The organism is Shewanella sp. N2AIL, assembly GCF_022690845.1.
In the GTDB taxonomy this organism is placed as follows: Bacteria; Pseudomonadota; Gammaproteobacteria; order Enterobacterales; family Shewanellaceae; genus Shewanella; species Shewanella baltica.
The window spans coordinates 1-20087 of record NZ_JALBYT010000024.1 but is presented as its reverse complement, the minus strand read 5'-3'; the positions used below and the strand labels follow the sequence as shown (position 1 = coordinate 20087).

21 protein-coding genes, 1 tRNA gene and 1 pseudogene are annotated in these 20087 nt (G+C 44.9%); 11 read left to right on the top strand and 12 right to left on the bottom strand.

Annotated elements, in window-relative coordinates:
* The first annotated feature begins 164 nt into the window (after positions 1-164).
* The 7 genes from lrp (at position 165) to MO387_RS21200 (ending at position 7606) form a co-directional block, all read left to right on the top strand.
* Positions 165-671, top strand: coding sequence for a leucine-responsive transcriptional regulator Lrp (gene lrp, locus MO387_RS14365; RefSeq protein ID WP_006081649.1), 507 nt, complete (start codon positions 165-167; stop codon positions 669-671).
* A gap of 344 nt (positions 672-1015) precedes the next feature.
* Positions 1016-3769 carry a DNA translocase FtsK 4TM domain-containing protein gene (locus tag MO387_RS14360; protein WP_107947542.1) on the top strand — a complete coding sequence of 918 codons (2754 nt, stop codon included), beginning with the start codon at positions 1016-1018 and terminating at the stop codon, positions 3767-3769.
* 56 nt (positions 3770-3825) lie between these two features.
* Complete coding sequence (gene lolA / locus MO387_RS14355) at positions 3826-4452, top strand: outer membrane lipoprotein chaperone LolA (protein WP_242326354.1); 627 nt, start codon at positions 3826-3828, stop codon at positions 4450-4452.
* An 8-nt stretch (positions 4453-4460) separates the two neighbouring features.
* A complete protein-coding gene (locus MO387_RS14350) occupies positions 4461-5792 on the top strand; it encodes a replication-associated recombination protein A (RefSeq protein WP_242326352.1) in 1332 nt (443 codons plus the stop codon).
* Positions 5785-6159 (top strand): fluoride efflux transporter CrcB, encoded by a 375-nt coding sequence (crcB, locus tag MO387_RS14345; RefSeq protein WP_242326350.1) that lies wholly within the window; start codon positions 5785-5787, stop codon positions 6157-6159. Before MO387_RS14350 ends, crcB begins: the two co-directional genes overlap by 8 nt.
* Positions 6160-6177: 18 nt before the next feature.
* On the top strand, positions 6178-7464 hold the full coding sequence (gene serS / locus MO387_RS14340; protein ID WP_107947535.1) for a serine--tRNA ligase: 1287 nt from the start codon (positions 6178-6180) through the stop codon (positions 7462-7464).
* Positions 7465-7483: 19 nt separating this feature from the next.
* The gene (locus MO387_RS21200; protein WP_006081643.1) at positions 7484-7606 is read left to right on the top strand and encodes a hypothetical protein; all 123 of its coding nucleotides are present in this window, start codon (positions 7484-7486) and stop codon (positions 7604-7606) included.
* 144 nt (positions 7607-7750) lie between these two features.
* On the opposite strand, the gene MO387_RS14335 is transcribed toward MO387_RS21200, so the two are convergent.
* From MO387_RS14335 to punR, 6 genes are all read right to left on the bottom strand, one after another.
* Positions 7751-8089 carry a TusE/DsrC/DsvC family sulfur relay protein gene (locus MO387_RS14335; RefSeq protein ID WP_006081642.1) on the bottom strand — a complete coding sequence of 113 codons (339 nt, stop codon included), beginning with the start codon at positions 8087-8089 and terminating at the stop codon, positions 7751-7753.
* Positions 8083-8364, bottom strand: coding sequence for a sulfurtransferase complex subunit TusB (gene tusB / locus MO387_RS14330; RefSeq protein ID WP_006081641.1), 282 nt, complete (start codon positions 8362-8364; stop codon positions 8083-8085). Before tusB ends, MO387_RS14335 begins: the two co-directional genes overlap by 7 nt.
* Positions 8364-8720: a sulfurtransferase complex subunit TusC gene (gene tusC, locus MO387_RS14325; protein ID WP_063882974.1), complete on the bottom strand. Its 357-nt coding sequence runs from the start codon at positions 8718-8720 to the stop codon at positions 8364-8366. Before tusC ends, tusB begins: the two co-directional genes overlap by 1 nt.
* 14 nt (positions 8721-8734) lie before the next feature.
* Complete coding sequence (gene tusD / locus MO387_RS14320; protein WP_012089235.1) at positions 8735-9124, bottom strand: sulfurtransferase complex subunit TusD; 390 nt, start codon at positions 9122-9124, stop codon at positions 8735-8737.
* A gap of 69 nt (positions 9125-9193) precedes the next feature.
* Entirely contained in the window at positions 9194-9853 is a 660-nt protein-coding gene (locus MO387_RS14315) for a Bax inhibitor-1/YccA family protein (protein ID WP_006081638.1), read from the bottom strand.
* Positions 9854-10234: 381 nt separating this feature from the next.
* Positions 10235-11137: a DNA-binding transcriptional activator PunR gene (gene punR / locus MO387_RS14310; protein ID WP_011846842.1), complete on the bottom strand. Its 903-nt coding sequence runs from the start codon at positions 11135-11137 to the stop codon at positions 10235-10237.
* A 115-nt stretch (positions 11138-11252) separates the two neighbouring features.
* Here punR and punC point away from each other — a divergent pair, with 115 nt between their 5' ends.
* Both punC and MO387_RS14300 read left to right on the top strand, forming a co-directional pair.
* Complete coding sequence (gene punC, locus MO387_RS14305; protein ID WP_107947533.1) at positions 11253-12524, top strand: purine nucleoside transporter PunC; 1272 nt, start codon at positions 11253-11255, stop codon at positions 12522-12524.
* An 80-nt stretch (positions 12525-12604) separates the two neighbouring features.
* Positions 12605-12695 (top strand) — tRNA-Ser (locus MO387_RS14300).
* 197 nt (positions 12696-12892) lie between these two features.
* On the opposite strand, the gene MO387_RS14295 is transcribed toward MO387_RS14300, so the two are convergent.
* Positions 12893-13456 carry a hypothetical protein gene (locus tag MO387_RS14295; RefSeq protein ID WP_107947530.1) on the bottom strand — a complete coding sequence of 188 codons (564 nt, stop codon included), beginning with the start codon at positions 13454-13456 and terminating at the stop codon, positions 12893-12895.
* Positions 13453-15078, bottom strand: a complete 1626-nt coding sequence (locus MO387_RS14290) for an MATE family efflux transporter (protein ID WP_107947528.1) — start codon at positions 15076-15078, stop codon at positions 13453-13455. The genes MO387_RS14295 and MO387_RS14290 overlap by 4 nt, the downstream gene beginning before the upstream one ends.
* Before the next feature lie 290 nt (positions 15079-15368).
* On the opposite strand from MO387_RS14290, the gene MO387_RS14285 reads away from it, so the two are divergent.
* Positions 15369-15692 carry an RICIN domain-containing protein gene (locus MO387_RS14285; RefSeq protein ID WP_063882983.1) on the top strand — a complete coding sequence of 108 codons (324 nt, stop codon included), beginning with the start codon at positions 15369-15371 and terminating at the stop codon, positions 15690-15692.
* Between the two features lie 105 nt (positions 15693-15797).
* On the opposite strand, the gene MO387_RS14280 is transcribed toward MO387_RS14285, so the two are convergent.
* From MO387_RS14280 to MO387_RS14270, 4 genes are all read right to left on the bottom strand, one after another.
* Positions 15798-16556 (bottom strand): sulfite exporter TauE/SafE family protein, encoded by a 759-nt coding sequence (locus tag MO387_RS14280; RefSeq protein WP_107947526.1) that lies wholly within the window; start codon positions 16554-16556, stop codon positions 15798-15800.
* A gap of 2027 nt (positions 16557-18583) precedes the next feature.
* Positions 18584-18925 carry an SMP-30/gluconolactonase/LRE family protein gene (locus tag MO387_RS21195; protein WP_267897854.1) on the bottom strand — a complete coding sequence of 114 codons (342 nt, stop codon included), beginning with the start codon at positions 18923-18925 and terminating at the stop codon, positions 18584-18586.
* On the bottom strand, positions 18859-19197 hold the full coding sequence (locus MO387_RS21190) for an SMP-30/gluconolactonase/LRE family protein (protein ID WP_267897853.1): 339 nt from the start codon (positions 19195-19197) through the stop codon (positions 18859-18861). The genes MO387_RS21195 and MO387_RS21190 overlap by 67 nt, the downstream gene beginning before the upstream one ends.
* Entirely contained in the window at positions 19182-19331 is a 150-nt protein-coding gene (locus MO387_RS14270) for a hypothetical protein (protein ID WP_234421015.1), read from the bottom strand. Before MO387_RS14270 ends, MO387_RS21190 begins: the two co-directional genes overlap by 16 nt.
* 108 nt (positions 19332-19439) lie before the next feature.
* Here MO387_RS14270 and MO387_RS14265 point away from each other — a divergent pair.
* Positions 19440-19582 (top strand): annotated as a pseudogene (locus tag MO387_RS14265) (IS4 family transposase); the annotation flags it as partial.
* Positions 19583-20087: the final 505 nt, after the last annotated feature.

Here is a 20087-nt window from a genome sequence, read left to right as displayed (position 1 = left end):
GCCTGAAAACCCACTTTTAATGGGCATAATTGTTATTTTATCGTGACCTGAACGTGATTAATTCAGGGATATCTAGTATAGTATCGGCGACGCAGTTTATGCTGCTGAACTTTCGGCATACGTAGAATAAAATGTTGTTTTAGTGATAAAGCAAGGTTAAATAAATGGCATATAATAAAAAGAGTCCTGTAAAAGACTTGGATCGCATCGATCGCAACATTCTTAACGAATTACAACTTGATGGCCGCATTTCTAATGTGGAATTATCAAAAAGAGTCGGACTTAGTCCAACTCCGTGTTTAGAAAGAGTGAAACGACTCGAAAAGCAAGGTTATATCAATGGCTATACCGCATTGGTCAATCCTCATTTCCTGGGTGCATCCCTACTGGTATTCGTGGAAATCACCTTAAGCCGTGATACTCCCGAAGTGTTTGATAAGTTTAACCGTGCAGTGCAGTTACTCGACGACATTCAAGAATGTCATCTGGTTTCAGGCGATTTTGACTACTTACTGAAAACTCGTGTTTCAGATATGTCGGCTTATCGTCGCTTGTTAGGTGAAACCTTGTTGAAATTACCTTCTGTTTCCGACACGCGCACTTATGTCGTGATGGAAGAGGTTAAACACACCAGTCGCGTAGCGATAAATCATCTACTCTCAGATATCTAAATTACCCTGATTGTTTGGTTTTACAATAAGGGGCTTAGGCCCCTTATTTATTGTTTAAGTCAGCACAACTATCCCGTTAAACAACTACGACGACTAACCTTGTTATAGCCCTTAAGTTCGCCAACTTAGGGGCTTATTTTTGTGGCATTTTTAAGCAGAGTTGTTAACGGAAGTGTTTGTGTAATAACTCATTCCTCTCCAAAAGCACACTTAAACACCCCAATAGGTTAATTTTTGCCAATCATGGCCAATTCTGCACAGAAAAACAGGCTAATGTGCTCCACATTTAGTGGGATTCTGGTATCGTTAGGCCACCTGTTTTCACTTTTTATGGATTACGTCGTTTGTCTCAAGGAAATAGTGTACGCACGCTCACTGGCCTGCAACGTCTGCTGGAAGGCGGACTTATCATTTGTTGTGTCCTCGCCACTTATATTTTACTCGCATTGACGAGTTTTAGTCCGTCTGATCCTGGTTGGAGTCAGTCGCATTTTCAAGGCGATATTAAAAACTGGACCGGAGCAGTAGGGGCTTGGATAGCCGATATTCTGTTATATTTCTTCGGCGTCACGGCTTACATCATGCCAATCATTGTCGCGTCGACCGGCTGGCTGCTGTTCAAACGCGCCCATCATTTGCTCGAAGTTGATTACTTTTCAGTGGCCCTGAGATTGATTGGATTTTTGCTGATCATCCTTGGGTTTTCTGCGTTGGCGAGTATGAACGCCAACAATATCTACGAGTTTTCGGCAGGCGGGGTGGCGGGCGATGTGATCGGCCAAGCCATGCTGCCGTATTTTAATAAACTCGGCACCACCTTATTGCTGCTGTGCTTCTTAGGTTCTGGCTTTACCCTGTTGACGGGGATCAGCTGGCTGACCGTGGTCGAGAAAATCGGCTTAATCTCTATTTGGATTTATAAGAAACTTAAATTATTACCGCAAGCGATGAAACGTGAGCGTGAAACCGAAGATACCCGTGGTTTTATGTCTGTGGTTGATAAGTTTAAACAGCGCCGCGAATCACAATACGTGCTTGAGAAGCCGCCAGTCGTTGCAACGCCAAAGGTGCGTGAACGTCATATTGGCCGCAGAGCCGAAATAACCCCAACCCTGTCTACTGCCGCAGATGAAGGGTTTATTACCGAAAGCATTAATATTGAAGAAGTTGCGCCGCAAAAAACCAAGCTATCGGCCCTTGCAAAAATTTTGAGTTTGAATGGCAGTAAAAGCAAAAATGCACAAAGGGTTGAGCCTCAAATCGATCAAGAGGATTTTGCCGCCCATGGCAATTTTGAAGCGCCACCTTGGTTAGCTGAACCTCAACATGCAAGAAATGATGAGCAAGAAAGAGCCGATTTCAATTCTCATTCATTCGATCACGACGACAATGAGCCAGTGTTTAACAGCCAAACCTTGGCGGAAGATGACGATGAAAGCTTAGGCTTTACCGATGATGACGTCATTGATTTTGATACAAAAGCCTCAACGGGCGCCGTGAATCAAGCCCAGCGTAAGAAGCAAGATCAAAAAGCGAAGATTGTGGATGGCATTGTGGTGTTACCGGGACAAGAAGATAAACCCGCGCCAAAAAAACCAATGGACCCGTTACCCAGTATCAATTTGCTTGATGTGCCAGATCGTAAGAAAAACCCGATCAGCCCAGAAGAGTTAGATCAAGTCGCTCGTCTAGTTGAAGTGAAGTTAGCCGATTTCAACATCATCGCCAATGTGGTGGGTGTGTATCCAGGTCCTGTGATCACGCGCTTCGAATTAGAATTAGCGCCTGGCGTTAAAGCGTCAAAAATCTCTAATCTGTCGAAGGATTTAGCCCGTTCACTGCTGGCTGAAAGTGTGCGCGTGGTTGAAGTTATCCCAGGCAAGGCTTATGTCGGACTCGAATTGCCGAACAAATTCCGCGAAACCGTGTTTATGCGCGATGTGTTAGATTGCGCCGCCTTTACCGACAGTAAATCCAACTTAACTATGGTGTTAGGCCAAGATATTGCCGGCGACCCAGTCGTGGTTGACCTTGGAAAAATGCCGCATTTATTAGTTGCCGGTACCACAGGTTCTGGTAAGTCTGTGGGCGTAAACGTGATGATCACCAGCTTACTGTATAAGTCTGGCCCAGAAGATGTGCGCTTTATCATGATCGACCCCAAGATGTTGGAACTGTCTGTCTATGAAGGCATTCCGCATTTGCTCTGTGAAGTGGTTACCGATATGAAAGAGGCCGCCAATGCACTGCGTTGGTGTGTGGGCGAGATGGAACGTCGCTACAAGCTAATGTCTATGATGGGCGTGCGTAACATCAAGGGCTATAACGCCAAAATTGCCGAGGCGAAAGCCAATGGCGAAGTGATTTTAGATCCTATGTGGAAGTCATCCGACAGCATGGAGCCTGAAGCGCCTGCGTTAGATAAGCTGCCATCGATTGTTGTCGTGGTCGATGAATTTGCCGACATGATGATGATTGTCGGTAAAAAAGTGGAAGAGTTGATTGCCCGTATCGCGCAAAAGGCCCGTGCCGCAGGCATACATTTGATCCTAGCAACCCAAAGACCGTCAGTGGATGTGATTACTGGCTTGATTAAAGCTAACATTCCGACACGTATGGCGTTCCAAGTATCATCGCGTATCGATTCGCGCACCATTTTAGACCAACAGGGTGCTGAAACCTTACTCGGTATGGGGGATATGTTATTCCTACCACCGGGTACCGCGGTTCCAAACCGTGTCCATGGCGCCTTTGTTGATGACCATGAAGTTCACCGCGTTGTTGCCGATTGGTGTGCCCGTGGTAAACCGCAATATATCGATGAAATTCTCAATGGTGCCAGCGATGGTGAGCAAGTCTTACTACCGGGTGAAACCGCAGAAACCGATGAAGAATATGATCCACTCTACGATGAAGCCGTCGCCTTTGTGACTGAAACCCGTCGCGGCTCGATTTCAAGCGTACAGCGTAAATTTAAGATTGGTTATAACCGTGCAGCGCGCATTATTGAACAGATGGAAGCCCAAGGTATCGTTTCGGCTCAAGGCCACAACGGTAACCGTGAAGTCTTAGCGCCGCCGGCACCAAAACATTATTAAGCCGCGCTAAGGCGTGGCTTTGATACACCCAAGGGTTTTACAGGGTAAGGAATAAAATGAAAAAACGATTATGCGCTGTGTTGTTAGCTTCACCTTTACTATTTAGCGCGACTGTGTTTGCCGATGATGCGCAGCAGTTAAGAGACAAGTTAATTGGTACTGCTTCACTAAAAGCCGATTTCAAACAAACCGTCACTGACGTCAATAAAAAGGTCATTCAGACGGGTTCTGGTATCTTTGCATTGGCCTATCCAAATCAGTTTTATTGGCATTTAACTCAGCCCGATGAATCGCAAATTGTCGCCGATGGTAAAGATTTATGGATCTACAATCCCTTCGCCGAAGAAGTGGTCATCATGGATTTTGCCGAGGCCATTAATGCTTCGCCTATCGCCTTGTTAGTCCACCGCGACGATGCCACTTGGTCACAGTATTCAGTCACTAAGCAACAAGACTGCTATGAGATCAAACCTAAGGCGATTGATTCGGGTATTTTGTCTGTCAAGGTGTGTTTCAAAAATGCCCAGTTAGCCAACTTTAATGTTGCCGATGACAAAGGTATTTTGAGCCAATTTGATTTGAGCAATCAGCAAGCGATTACTGATAAAGACAAAGCGCTGTTCAGCTTTGTGCTGCCTGATAATGTCGATGTTGATGATCAACGTCGTAAAACAGCGCACTAGGCGATAGCGTGAGCAGTTTATCCTTTAATTTCGCCCCCGACTTTCGTCCCTTGGCCGCACGCATGCGGCCAAGAACGATCGCTGAGTACATAGGCCAAGCCCATTTACTGGGTGAAGACCAGCCGCTACGCAAAGCATTGGAAGCGGGGCGCGCCCATTCCATGATGTTGTGGGGGCCGCCGGGCACAGGTAAAACGACCTTAGCCGAATTAATTGCACATTATTCAAATGCGCACGTTGAACGCATCTCTGCGGTCACCTCTGGCGTCAAAGATATTCGCGCAGCGATTGAGCAAGCGAAAGCCGTGGCTGAATCCCGTGGTCAACGCACGTTATTGTTTGTCGATGAAGTCCACCGATTCAATAAAAGCCAGCAGGATGCCTTTCTGCCATTTATTGAAGATGGCACTGTGATTTTTATCGGTGCGACCACTGAAAACCCATCCTTTGAAATCAACAATGCCTTGCTCTCGCGGGCACGGGTTTATCTTATCAAGCGCTTAAGCCATGATGAGATTGCCCATATAGTGACTCAAGCCTTAAGCGATACCGAGCGCGGCTTAGGCCAACGCCAATTTGTGATGCCAACCGATGTACTCACCACTCTGGCGCAACTTTGTGATGGTGATGCCCGTAAGGCTTTAAATCTTATTGAGTTGATGAGCGATATGCTCGTCGATGGCGGCACCTTTACCACTGAGATGTTGATCCAAGTGGCGGGGCACCAAGTTGCCGGATTCGATAAGAACGGCGATCAGTTTTACGATTTAATCTCAGCCGTCCATAAATCAATCCGCGGTTCAGCACCCGATGCGGCGCTGTATTGGTTTTGTCGAATATTAGAAGGCGGCGGCGATCCGCTGTATGTCGCAAGGCGCTTACTGGCGATTGCCTCTGAAGATGTCGGCAATGCCGATCCTGCGGCGATGACCATAGCGCTTAATGCTTGGGATTGTTTTCACCGTGTTGGCCCAGCCGAAGGCGAGCGAGCAATAGCGCAAGCCATTGTTTATCTTGCCAGCGCGCCAAAGAGCAATGCTGTCTATACCGCATTTAAGGCCGCGCGTGAGTTAGCTCGCGATACTGGGCAAGTCGAAGTACCGCACCATTTACGCAATGCACCGACTCAGTTAATGAAAGACATTGGCATGGGAGCAGGGTATCGATATGCCCACGATGAAGCCAATGCCTATGCCAGTGGTGAAAATTATTTCCCAGAATCCCTGCAAACAGCGCAGTTTTATTTTCCGACTGAGCGAGGGTTCGAGAAGCGAATCAAAGATAAGTTGGCGCAATTAGCCCAGTTAGATCAAGCCAGCGAGCATAAAAGATATGAATAATTTCTTACTTGTGGCGCTAGGTGGTTCAATTGGGGCTGTTTTTCGCTATCTTATTTCAATATTCATGATCCAAGTATTTGGCAGCAGTTTTCCTTTTGGTACACTGTTGGTTAATGTCCTCGGTTCATTTTTAATGGGCGTAATTTACGCACTGGGGCAAATGAGTCATATCAGCCCAGAACTCAAAGCGCTGATCGGTATCGGCCTGTTGGGCGCTTTGACAACGTTTTCGACTTTCTCTAATGAAACCTTATTGCTGTTGCAAGAAGGGGATTGGCTGAAGGCGACTTTGAATGTGGTGTTGAATCTAAGTCTATGTTTATTCATGGTGTACTTAGGTCAGCAACTGGTTTTTTCTCGCATTTAACTATTAAGAATATATCACATGTTAGATCCTAAATTTTTGCGCAACGAATTAGAAGTTACCGCTGAGCGACTGGCCACCCGTGGCTTTATTTTAGACATAGCTCACCTCACTCAATTAGAAGAAAAGCGTAAGTCACTGCAAGTGGCTACCGAAGAATTACAAGCGTCGCGTAATGCCATCTCCAAATCCATTGGCCAAGCTAAAGCCCGTGGTGAAGATGTTGAAGCGATCATGGCGCAAGTGGGCGATTTAGGTTCACAGCTGGATGCCAAAAAGATTGAACTGGCGGCCGTGCTTGAAGAAGTCAATGCCATTGCCATGTCAATGCCCAACCTGCCAGACGAATCCGCGCCAATCGGTGCCGATGAAACGGAGAACGTTGAAGTTCGCCGCTGGAGTACGCCACGCACGTTTGATTTCCCAATTAAAGATCATATCGATTTAGGCGAAGGCTTAAACGGTTTAGATTTTAAAAATGCAGTGAAAATAACTGGCTCACGTTTCATCGTGATGAAAGGCCAAGTTGCTCGCTTAAACCGCGCCATTGGTCAGTTCATGCTGGACTTGCACACCACAGAGCACGGTTATACCGAAGCCTATGTGCCGTTACTGGTTAACGAGGCAAGCTTGCTGGGCACAGGTCAACTGCCTAAGTTTGGTGAAGACTTGTTCCACACGAAACCTGCCACCGAAGAAGGTCAGGGTTTGAGCTTGATCCCAACGGCCGAAGTGCCATTAACCAACTTAGTGCGCGATAGCATTGTTGATGAAGACGAGCTGCCGATTAAATTAACCGCGCATACCGCATGTTTCCGCAGCGAAGCGGGCTCATACGGCAAAGACACTCGCGGTCTGATCCGTCAGCATCAGTTCGATAAAGTTGAAATGGTGCAAATCGTTAAGCCGGAAGATTCAATGGCGGCGCTCGAAGCGCTAACAGGTCATGCTGAAACGGTATTGCAACGTTTAGGTCTACCGTACCGTACTGTGATTTTATGTACTGGCGATATGGGCTTTGGCTCAAGCAAAACCTACGACATCGAAGTCTGGTTACCTGCACAAAACACTTATCGTGAAATTTCTTCTTGCTCAAACATGAAGGATTTCCAAGCCCGTCGTATGCAAGCGCGCTACCGCGTGAAAGCAGACAATAAGCCCGCGTTACTGCATACCTTAAACGGTTCCGGTTTAGCTGTGGGTCGTACCTTAGTCGCTATTTTAGAAAACTATCAAAATGCCGATGGCAGTATCACAATCCCAGAAGTGCTGCGTCCATACATGGGCGGCTTGACTCAAATAGGCTAATGGAACGCAAAATAATACTATGGATAAAGGCCAGCGCTATCTCCGTTGGCTTTCCTATACCGCTGTCATTGCTGTATTTTTTGCGGTGATGTTGGCGACCATAGGCAAAGCCGTCTGGGTTGTGTTAGAAAACGTCAAATAACCCTATTAACTTTGTTCAAGTAAAAAGAAAGGCATGTTTCCCAAGGGAACATGCCTTTTTTGTTTGTGCCATGTTTATGTTCAATGCTCACATTTGACGCTTACGTTCGATATTGAGTTAAGTGTGATGACTTAACCTATACGATTAAATGCATTTAGCTGGCTTTGGCAGGCCTGCAATTTTGGTCGCTTGTTTTGCAGGGCCAATAGGGAACAAGGTATATAAGTATTTTGAATTGCCTTTGTCTGGCCCTAAAGCTTGGCCAATAGCTTTGACTAATACGCGAATAGCAGGGCTCGTTTTGTATTCAAGATAAAAATCGCGAACAAAGTTAATCACTTCCCAATGGGCGGGCGTAAGCACGATTTGCTCTTCTGCCGCCAATAGTAAAGCCATATCTGGTTGCCAATCGTTGAGATCTTTTAAATAACCTTGATGGTCACGGGCGATTTCTGCGCCATTAAATTGCAATGGATTTACCACGTTATCACCTTGTCATGGAGTAATGATTGAGCCACAAACTCATTGTAATCGATAAGCGTCACGTTCTTTAAACGCTCAGATAGGCCGCGTGCGACGACATCGTCTTTTAAGACCATGAGCTTGAAGGGCGATAATGCCATTGCCCATTGACGCAGCAGTAACGCGTTCACGCCATCGCTCGATAGTAGAATCGCATCTTCCTTACAGGCGTAACGTAAGCAGAGTTTCAACGCACTATCTCGGCTGGGAGATGTTTGAATATGATGTAAAATCATCAGAATACTAAGACCTCATCCACCTGTTTTAAATGGGCAGCGATGGCCTCATCGTTGACCACAGTAACAGGAACTGACAGTAAGCCATGGCTTAAGCCGTAGTCGGCTAAGGATTGCTTACAGACAAATACCGACTCGATATCGTACAGCGGCAGTGCTTTAAAGGTGGAGATGTAATCTTTAGCGCCGATAAGCTCAGGCTGTTGATCTTTAATCAAATGCAGCACACCTTCATCGACAAAGACTAAACTCACTTCTTGCTCAAAGCTGGCGCTCAGCAGGGCGAGATCTAAACCTTCGCGGCCACGAACAGTACCGTGTGGCGAACAGCGAAATAGGATACACAATTTTTTCATAGTCACCCTGAGAGTTAAAAACTGATCAAACGATCGGCCGATTCAATGCCGGTGACAAGCTCGCCTAAACCGCCCATGATAAATGACTCGCCCACATTCCAGTGGCTCAGGCCATTCTCGCTGGCATCTTGCTTGCTCACAATCCCACGGCGCAGCGCTGCTGAAACGCAATTGACTAACGGGAGCTGATGGGATTGCGCGAGCTGTTTCCAGTCACTGATCACATCGTTTTCATCGGAGGCGGGTAAGCTTAAATCTGTGGAGTTATACACGCCGTCTTGATAAAAAAACACACAGATAATCTGATGCCCAGCCAAAAGTGCAGCTTGGGAAAAGCGTAAGGCGTTAACACTAGCCGACGTGCCATAAGCGGGCCCGTTCACTTGGATAATAAATTTGCTCATTTAAAATAAAAATGGCCCTAAAAGTAGGGCCATTCTAACGCAAGTTAAGCTAAAAATCGCTAACTAGGATTAGTCATCGTTGCCTATGCCCATAAGGTGCAACAGCGCGATGAAGAGGTTTAAGAAATCTAAGTATAATGAGATAGTTGCGCGAATGTAATTCGTCTCGCCACCGTTCACAATTCGGCTAGTATCAAACAGAATAAAACCTGTCATCAATAATGCAATACCGGCGTTAATCGCCATAAAGGCAATGCTGTTACCCATAAAGATGTTAATTACGGCTGCAGCAATCACCACAATCAAGCCAGCGAACAAGAACCCACGTAGAAAAGAGAAATCTTTCTTAGTGGTCACCGCATAGGCTGATAACGCAACGAAAATCACTGACGTTAACCCCAGTGCTTGCATGATCAGTTGTGGACCGTTTGCCATGCCTGCGTAGTGATTTAACATGTAGCCCAGTGACGCGCCTTCCATACCAGTAAAGGCAAATACCCAGAAGATACCCGCTGCAGACTCGGCTTTACGTAAGGTCACAAACAACAGCACTAGGCCACCAATGGATAAGCCAATGGAGAGTAATGGACTGATATTTAATGCCATTGCCAAGCCAGCGCACAGGGCAGAGAAGGCCAATGTCATTGACAACAGCATATAAGTGTTTTTAAGAAGTTTGTTCACTTCCAGTGTTGACGCACTTGTCGAATATAAGGTTTCTTGGGTCATGTTGATCTCCGTTGACACATTTCCAAACTGATCATTTTGATTTTTTACAGCACACTAAGTTCCCGTAAAATCCTAAAACGAACTTAACTGCATTCATGATACCGTACCTGAGATACGGGTGAAAGTCATAGAACCATGAATAACAAATTGTTAATCTTAAAAATTTTACCTCATCTCCCATATCAATCTTAAGTGCTAAGTGCTAAGCGCTGAGGATTGAGATGGCTGCATCCGTATCTTTATCCACTAAGCACATGAATGCTTGGTTAAAACTTATTTCAAGTTCAATGTTAATTTCAATGCCGATTTCAAAGACAAGTCCAATGCTAATTTCAATGCCAAGTATAAGGACTAGATCAGCATATTGAGTTTAAACCAAGCTTAAGCCAGCCACTCTTTATGCAATTTTTCAGTATCGCCCAGATATTCCAGCACCCAAGCGAGCGCAGGCGACATCTTGTCGGCATTCCACGCGAGACAGCAAGGGCTGGTCTGCTTAGGATTTTCTAGCTGTTTCTCAACCAGCGCACCCGCTTTAATAAACACACTTGCTAAGTGCACTGGCATATAACCAACGCCTAAACCTTCGCGGAAACAGTTAATGGCGCGGATCCAATCGGGTACAACGAGGCGACGTTGATTTTCGAGCAACCAGGTCATACGTTTTGGAATTTCCCTTGAGGTGTCTTCTAGGCAAATCGATGGGAAAGGGCGCAGCTCATCGTCGCTTAGCGGACGGTCAATATTGGCCAATGGATGATTTTTGCTGACTAAAAAAGCCCACTCAATATCGCCCATGTCTTTATATTGGTACACGCCGCCGACCGGAATTGCGGTTGTTGCACCAATTGCAATGTCACTGCGGCCCGTGGCAAGTGCTTCCCAAACGCCGTTAAAGACCTCAATGCGAATAATCAATTCAATATCATGGAAATGCCGATAGAAGTCAGCAATCAATACGCTGATCCTATCGGCACGGACGATATTATCCAGCGCGATGGACAAGGTCGGTTGCCAACCGTTGGCTACGCGCTGCGTGCCACGCTTCATCTCGTCCATCTGCGTAAGCAAGGTTCTGGCTTGCTTAACAAAATGTTCACCCGCAGGCGTTAAGGTTACGCTGCGATGATGACGTTCGAAAAGAATGACGCCGAGTTCTTCTTCTATTTGCTTGACCGCGTAGCTCACGGCAGAGGGCACTTTATGCAGCCGATTCGCCGCCGCGGTGAAACTTCCTACACGAGCCACAATATCTATGAGTTCTAGCGCTTGTTCTGAGAGCATAGCTGACGTCCGTTCCAATGAAAATAATTGATAGCACAAGTCAAAAATAAACGTTTCCAATAGATTTAACAAGTCATTAGACTGCACGCTTTAGTCAATCCGACCCGATTATTTTATGAAAACGTCTAGTAACACCTTTGTAAACATAAAGTTCTTTATGTTTCTATTCTATTTAGCCATGTTGAGCATGCTCGGCTTTATTGCCACTGACATGTATTTGCCTGCTTTCAAAGCAATTGAAGGCTCACTTAGCAGTACCCCATCACAGGTGGCGATGTCGCTGACCTGTTTCCTGGCGGGTCTTGCCTTAGGTCAGCTACTTTATGGCCCCTTAGTCAATAAAATCGGCAAACGTTGGGCACTGATCTTTGGCCTAGTGGTGTTTGCCATTGCCAGCGTGTTTATTGCCAACAGTGATTCTATCCTGATGCTCAATACCGCGCGCTTCTTCCAAGCGATTGGCGCCTGTAGTGCAGGGGTTATTTGGCAAGCGATTGTGGTTGAACAATATGATGCCGATAAAGCCCAAGGTATTTTCAGCAACATTATGCCACTGGTTGCATTATCGCCTGCATTAGCACCGATCCTTGGCGCTTACATTCTGAACGAATTAGGCTGGCGTGCAATCTTTATCTCTTTGTGTGTTATCGCTTTTCTACTGATATTGATGACCTTGTACTTTGTGCCAGGCAAGCGTCAGCATACACACAGTGAACATGCTGCGGTATCTTATGGGCAAATTTTGAAAAACACCCGCTATTTAGGCAACGTCGTGATCTTCGGCGCCTGTTCCGGTGCTTTCTTTGCTTATCTAACCGTATGGCCGATTGTGATGGAAATGCACGGTTATCTGCCAACTGAAATCGGCCTTAGCTTTATCCCGCAAACCATCATGTTTATTGTCGGTGGTTATGCGAGTAAGTTACTGATAAAACGCATTGGTGGGCATCAAACGCTGAATATCTTATTGTCGATTTTCGCAGCCTGCGTTATTTCGATCATCATGTTCACGCTGATTTTCCCAGCAAGCACTATTTTCCCACTGCTTATTTCGTTCTCTATTTTGGCCGCAGCTAATGGCGCCATTTACCCGATAGTCGTGAACAGCGCGCTACAGCAATTTAGTCTGAATGCCGCTAAGGCCGCAGGATTACAGAATTTCTTGCAGATAAGCATTGCCTTTGGTGCATCTAGCTTAGTTGCTATGTGGGCAAGCCTAGGTGAAGTAGCGATCGGTTGGGGCATCCTATGTTGCGCTATCTTAGTTATGGTCGGTTATGTGCTGAAGAGCCAACAAGGGTGGGGCGATTTTGCCAAACATTTCACTAAGCCAGATCCCGCACGTGTCGGCATAGTGGCCGATGTGAAGCAAAATCCAGTGGATTGAGTGTAATAGCAACAATCGGCGCATAATTGAGAGTTAGTGCTTTACAGTCAACACACTTACTTATATTATGCGCCTCGTTCGGAGGGGTGGCAGAGTGGTTTAATGCACCGGTCTTGAAAACCGGCGTGGGTTTATAGCCCACCTAGGGTTCAAATCCCTACTCCTCCGCCATATTCAGTCAAAAAGCCGCTAAGCAATTAGCGGCTTTTTGCATTATAGCTATTCTATCCTTGAGTTTCTGATTCGAAACGCAGTGCCTCCAGCATATTTCACCAACAAGGCCATCAGTACTGATGGCCTTGTTGGTTTTTGTCATTTCACTCTAGATTTCCTCATTCAAGATGATGCACTGACAATCTCAGCCATCATTACACCTTGGGTAATTTGTGTTGGATCATGGCCAGCGCAAAGGCGCTCCAGTCTGCATTCGCATAGCTACTCACCAGATCCCGCAGGATTGTCGGTTCGCTGGCGTTATCCACCTGTTGCGAAATTATCGACAAATTCAGCGCATTACAGTAATCCTTCCGCTCCACCACAAAAAACTGCTTCTTGTAGGGGAGTAACAATGTGCCTTCAGCTTGTGCATTAAAATCACGGGCGGCTAAATAGCCAGTAAACCAATGATTGAGTAGCGTCTCGCATTGCTTAGTGTGGAATAAGTTTCCCCAATCATCCCCGAGTATGGCTTGACCCGACAGGACTCGCTGGCAATGATAAAAATCGATAAAGCCTAGCTCACGTGCAATCACTTGTTGGCAATGCTTAAGCTGGAGATCTAAGTGTAAGATGCCCAACTTCGCTATTAAGGTCGCGACTCTTTGCTTGGCAGATGGCTCATCCTGCTGACAAGCTTTGAGCAGCTTTTTAGCGCGAATTTTGGTTTCATTTAATGCGATGGCGCTTGAGTCTTTCATATTGGCTAACTTCATTTTGCATTACCTCCATGACTGACTCGATTTGCTCGCGGCACGTGAATGAAAGGCCAAATACTGATGATCAATAAACTCAAGAGACAAGCTAAGATGTCCGCAATTGGAAAGGCCATCCATAACTCAATCAAAGCGTTTGGCATGATATTAATGTTTAATGCACCTGTGATAAATGAAATATCTGTAAAGGATAGTTGAGGTAACAGGACCAGCAGGGGCAGTAACAAACCATAGATTTTTATCCCAGATAATAGCAATGCAAGCTTAGGGCGGTTTGTGCCTTGATACATAGCAATCGCAATACCTGTGATCCCCGCCAAAGGTAAGGCGATAAACGTCACACTCGAAATCTTAATACAGGCGGCAATGAGTGAGTGATTGTCGGTGAAAACACCAAATACCGAGGTAGGAAACCCCATAAATATAATTGTCACAACACTCAGATAACAGCAGGTCAAGACGATTCCCCATTTAGCACACGCTAATACCCGAGAAGATGCCATCGCCCCATAGTTATAGGCACTGATCGTTTGTGCTGCACTGGTGAGAGCCATGAGCGGCAGGGCGATAAAGATATTAAAGCGTCCGATCAAACCATAAGCGCTGATCATGTACGCGACCTCATTCGCCGCTGGCGTATTGGGCACTACATTGGCTAAATGACTGACTAAAATATGATTTACCAATGAGATCACACAGGCAATCCCAAGATATGACAATAATATCGGGCTACCTAAGCCAAGAATCGCTTTTATCTTAGTGAGGTTGAGCTTTATCTGCTCTATTCTAAAACAAATAGGCTGGGCAGCTTGCCTATGAAGCGCCTGCTTATTGGCAAAGCGGTTATTGGGAACAAAATAGACGACGGCGATAAATAGACTCACACACTGGCCCGCTACCGTTGCCCACGCCGCACCACTTACGCCCATCTCCAAAACGGCAATAAAGAGTGTATCGAACAGAATGTTCATAACCGCCGACAACAAGATAACCAGCAGCATCACCACGACTTTGCCTTGTGCTCTGAGTAAATCGCCGCTAAGGGATAACAAAAAGGTGAACAGACTAAAACAGATAATGGGTTGTAGATACTCTGTAGCAGCTAAGGCAAGTGTTGAGCTTATCCCAATAAACGCTAATAGATTATCGAGCTGGGTGAGTGACACGACAGTGACGATCACGCCACAAGCTAGGGCTAACGCGAAACCGGTATTCGCGATTTGACTCGCCTTATCAAACTCGTTTGCCCCTAAAAATCGGCTCACTAAGGTCGCAGTCCCATTTCCTATCATGCAGGCTAAAGCGAAAATCATCATTTGTAACGGGAAGGCAATCGTTACCCCAGCCAATGCATCGGCGCCGATGTATTTCAAAATAAAATAAGAGTCAACTAAGTTGTAACTGCCGCTGAGCATCATGGCGAATGCCATGGGTAACGCAAAACGTAAATACAAAGTAGGGATAGCTAACGTACCTAAGGACTCTGTTGACTGAGATCTTGACTGAAAGCCTGAATGAGATTTCCCGTGGGAGGGGGGGGCGGTGGCTGCCAAGGGCACAATGTCAGAAGGTTCAACATTGATACTGGCGGGCTTGAAAGTGTTGGCTGTTGCATGTTTCACAAACAATTCTCCTAAGTTTATTGGCATTCCGCTAAGCCAAACTTATTTGATTGCTGTGGGTTCGATATGAAATCGATTCGCAACGCTGTTAATTTATCAGAGTGATATCATCTTTTGCGGACAGGCTTCTCTGCAACCTGCCGCATATTATTCTCACTCATCCGCTCGATGTCAATCACCAGATTAACCACGCCACCCCAAAATCGCCACAAGCGAAACTTTTCAACCCTTTAAGTGTGATGAAAAAGTAAGTGTGATGAAAAAGGCCTGCCTAACTTTGGTGAGCCAATGTGGTTCAACATGAATTTACCGCTAATGCCTGCCAGCAATGGCAAGCAACATCCACCACTGATGGTTATTACCGCCTGCAATCGAAGCAGCTAAAGGCGAACAAACAAGCCCAATGCTTAGTGATGCATCTGGGTGGTTGCGAGCAGGCGGACAGTGAATGGCGAACTGAGTTTATGCCAAACGGTTCACTGCGAGTGGTATCGCGTAAGGGCTGTTCATCGATGAAAGTGGCAGGCGAGTCTTATGCCAATGGCGATAATATCGTTGAGGATGTCTGGAAAAATAATATTTCGCAGCAGTTCTATTTCAGAGAGGTGAAATAGCAACAAACAGTTTGTAAATTGAGGTCGCTTAACGACATCTTGGTCGAGCCAGCGTTGCGCGGCGCTAAGCAGTAACTATTTAAAAGTTATTGCTTTTTTATGCCTCTACCACTGGCTAATCGTCTGCCAAATTAATCGAATGGCCAACAGCGTCAGTACAATGCTAAAAGCGGTTTGAAAATGTTTATCGGCGACGCGTTTTAGCATTTTAAACCCAATCCACGTGCCTATGGTGCCGCTTAAAATCATGCACATCAACAGCGGCAACCAATCCGCTAGCGATACCCCCATGCCTTCAAACACCGCAATTTTAACCCCGTGTTGCAGTGACATCGCCATGGCAAAAGTGGCGACGGTGCGAAAACGGTCAACTTCCAATTGTTTAATAAACGCCGCAACTAATGGCCCAGTTGCGCCTGCAAATAACGAGATAAACGTGGTTATGGCGCCAGCTGCAAGTGTCCCTAAAGTACCAAATACCATTTTGGGCAGTTTGGGACCCCAACATGAATAAAGAATAAATGCAGCAATGGTGAGATACATAACTGATGGTGGCAGCGCCACTAACAAAACACTCCCCAATAATGCCCCTAATATTGCACCGGGGAAAAATGCCGCTATCAGTCGCCATTCTATATGGCGCCAGCCTAGAACGGCACGGCCACCGTTCGAGCCCAATTGCACCACGCCATGCAATGGAATAATCAATTGCGGCGGTAACACTTGCGCCATCACGCCTAAAAGCATGACGCCACCACCAATGCCAAAGCAGGCAGTAAAAAAAGAGGTAAATGCGGCGCTTAGGGTGAGTAGGGCAAATATATCGGCGGGGATCGCATCAAAGAAAAACCATGAAGAGGGCATAAGTCGTATTCGAAAAGTGTGAGGGTGCTAACAGTAGCAAAATCGCTTGAGGCTTTCAAAGCTCATAAGCTGTCACTTAGCACGGCCTTGAGTCATTGGATGAGATGAAAAAATAAAGCGGCTTTGATTTAATCAATCTGAGCCGCTTACGATTATCCATGTGACTCAATTTATTAAGATAGATTCTTAAATGGTTTCTTGAAATAATTTCTTAAAATGCTTCTTTAGAATGTTTGTTTAGCTGAGCGCTTGCGCTTAACTTTTAGGAGTAATACGAATGATAAACTCATAATTACACTGAAGTATAATTTCCATTTAAGCGGATAAAACCATCCAATCCAACCAGTATTGCCATAGGTGAGCCCAACATGGACTGGCTCATCACCAGCGCAAAACATTCCTTAAGTGCTGAAGTGGTTCATGCTCTCATGATGAGGTGTCTGTACGTGAATAATTGCGGGCAAGCATAGCCAAAACGCTAAAGCATTCACGTAGGAAGAAAATTAAGCCCATAAGGATAGTTTTTCCAGATAGATAATAATTTCAACGAGAAAGGTCATTTTCATTCGATCAAATATTTTCATTGCGAAGATAAATTACCACATTATCGACCCCTAATCCCTTCCACACAAAGCTGCGCACAATGTATATTATGTTAAATATGGCTAATGTTTATTATATTTCACCCGTGTGTGTTTGTTCGTGGCCACTCAGAATGAGATTTCGCGGCAGACTGAGATTTACCTTTATGATGAACATGAATCTATGCAGCAAGCTAACCTACTGATATTTTTTGCTGTTTGACTAGCTAGGATTAGCAAATGGATATTCAGATAAAAATTACGGACGGTTTCTTATTCGATTAGATTGAAATTTTCATCTAAAGTCTGATATCGAAGATGTCATTGAGCTATTGGATTTTCGCGTCTCTACGTGAATGCTTTAAGATTTTGTGTAACCATATGCGAAAGAAATCATTTAAAACGCGCAGTAACAGCTTTAAAGCAGATTTACTTTTGCAGAATGCCTTCAAGTTCGAAGATATGATATGACTCTATCGAAGCGGATGTTAAAGCGACCTAAACTCTGGCTAAGTGATACATTTGTCTTACCGGCTATAAATCCACTGATTGATACATGGAATCTTTAGAAATGAACTGAGCAAATGTGTCAGTAAATAATAAGTTCATTGAACGGTTAATAGTGTTATCTGAGTCTCCAAGAATGCCGATAAATGACGTTATCGGCATTAGCGTAAAACTGTATTTTTCTTGAATAATAGCTTATGCACATAATAACAAACTGTATTCATCTGATTGAATCATGATGGACAACAAAAACTGTGTATGTCGAGGGTACACTGCCCTAACCTGTTGCGAATTGCGAAGCTAGTAAATCTCAGCGCATGGCCCACTTTATACTCTTTAGACCCCAAAAATCTCATACTCAATAAAACATTGATGAGCTATATCTTGATACGCCTTCCCTCATTAGTTGCTAAAATTGGACTAAGTCTTAATTGCATAGTTCAAATAAAATCGAGTCATGACTATGTTACTACTATCTCCCTTATCCGCCCTCGCCCATCAATCTCTGTAAAGGTTTGTTCTAAGTATAACAATCCATTGCTTGAAGTTATCAATACCACCTAAATCACTGGAATTACTCAACTTAAGTTTTGAAAAATGAAGTTTAGTGGCTTGTGTGTCGCGTAGCTACGTGAATTCATTAGAGTCTTGGCTGGCATAGTCCTCTATTATTCACGTAGCAACGCGTTCTTTTTGACTGGTATCAATATTGCCAATCTTCATAGGCCAATGGCAGACTGTTGAGTAAATTACGATGCTCTCGCCAATTTGGCATTTGCTTGTCTAAGATGGCGTTCAAGTAAATATCTTGGAAATTTCGGCTAAATGACTTTGCAGTCCGTTTATGCCGACTAACTGATAAATATATACATCGCCTGCCTGGGACTCATTTGATAATTGTTCAGCACTTAAGGAATGCTTTGCGCTGGTGATGATGAGCTAGTCCATGTTTGGCCCACCGATGGCAATACTGGTTGGATTGGTGACGGGTAATGTCAGCGTAAGATCGACTTGACCGTTGGGACGATAACGCACCACTTGGCCGCCACCCCATTGAGCGTTCCAAATATATCCAGCGGCATCGACTTCAGAACCATCAGGGAAAATCATTTGCTCTGTTGTGACAAATGAACGCTTATTGCTGACTGATGCAGTGTTTGGATCAAAGTCATATTGAAATATTTCATTTGTTGGTGAGTCTGCATGGTACATAGTTAGCCCATCTGGACTCCAGCAGAGTCCATTTGAAATGCTGATGTTCTCGCACACTTTTTTAAGCATTGGCTTTGATGACCTACGCAGTAAAGTGCCGCATCACTACTTGGATAAGGGCCATTTTCGACCATAGATTCAACCATAGTGCCGGCCCAGAAGCGCCCTTGCCTGTCGACTCGGCCGTCGTTAAATCTATTATTCGTTAGGTGTGATTCTGGCTTAGCAAGCCATTGTACTTCTCTAGTTTTTAAATGGTATAAAGCTATACCACGATCAAACGCGACAATCAGTTGATCTGCATTTTGCGTCAGACCAAATGAACCTACTCGGTGCGGCATGGCAATGGTTCGAAGACTTTGAGTTGTAATTGAATAATGGATTGGGTTTTATCATCCCAAAGCACGCCTTCCCCTAGAATATTTCCTACGGGAATGGTCATCAGTAATTTGCCAACACCAACAATATTGTTCATAAAATCACTCAGGTGTGGTGGCTAGAGGCCTTCGCTACCCGATTGAACTAAGTCATTATGCGGTCGGAACAAGAGAATACCTTCCTTTTCCATACATCCTCAATAATGGAAGTCGAGCGCCATGGCTGGTTTTGGCTAGGTAGAGTTCGCGGTGATGTCTGTTTTATGCTCAACGGCAAAACATCATGGCAGTCAAAAAATCCCTTTACCCTAAAGCGAGTTCAACCGGTAAATACATAGGGGACGTTCAGTAAGTTCACAAGTCTCGGCTGCAATATCACTATAAGCTATATAGTCTTTTGCGGTCTTTACGGTAACATTTAAAAGCCAAGATCCAGAACGAATAACGCTACCTTATCGTACCTATGTAATAACTTCCCAACAATGGCATCTTCTAAAGGCTTCATTACTCCTTGGAACTCAATTTCAGCGATGTAGTATTTGCCAATCAATAATATTACAAAGTGAAAAACGACACCAAAAATCAGGGCTAACTGAGTGCGTTTTGATAATGACAGCACATATAGGAATTCATATACAAAGTTCATTTTTACCTTTAAAAACGGTGTGTTAAGTAGTGAGCAACATAACCATTCAACCTAAAACTATTGCTCTGTAAACACAAGGCTTGTAGTGGCACACTAATTTTGGCCACCTAAATAGAGGTGATATTATTACCTCGTAGATGACTTTAGGTGAACACATGAGATCGACAACCAGAAAAACATTTAGTGCTGAATTCAAACTTGAAGCAGC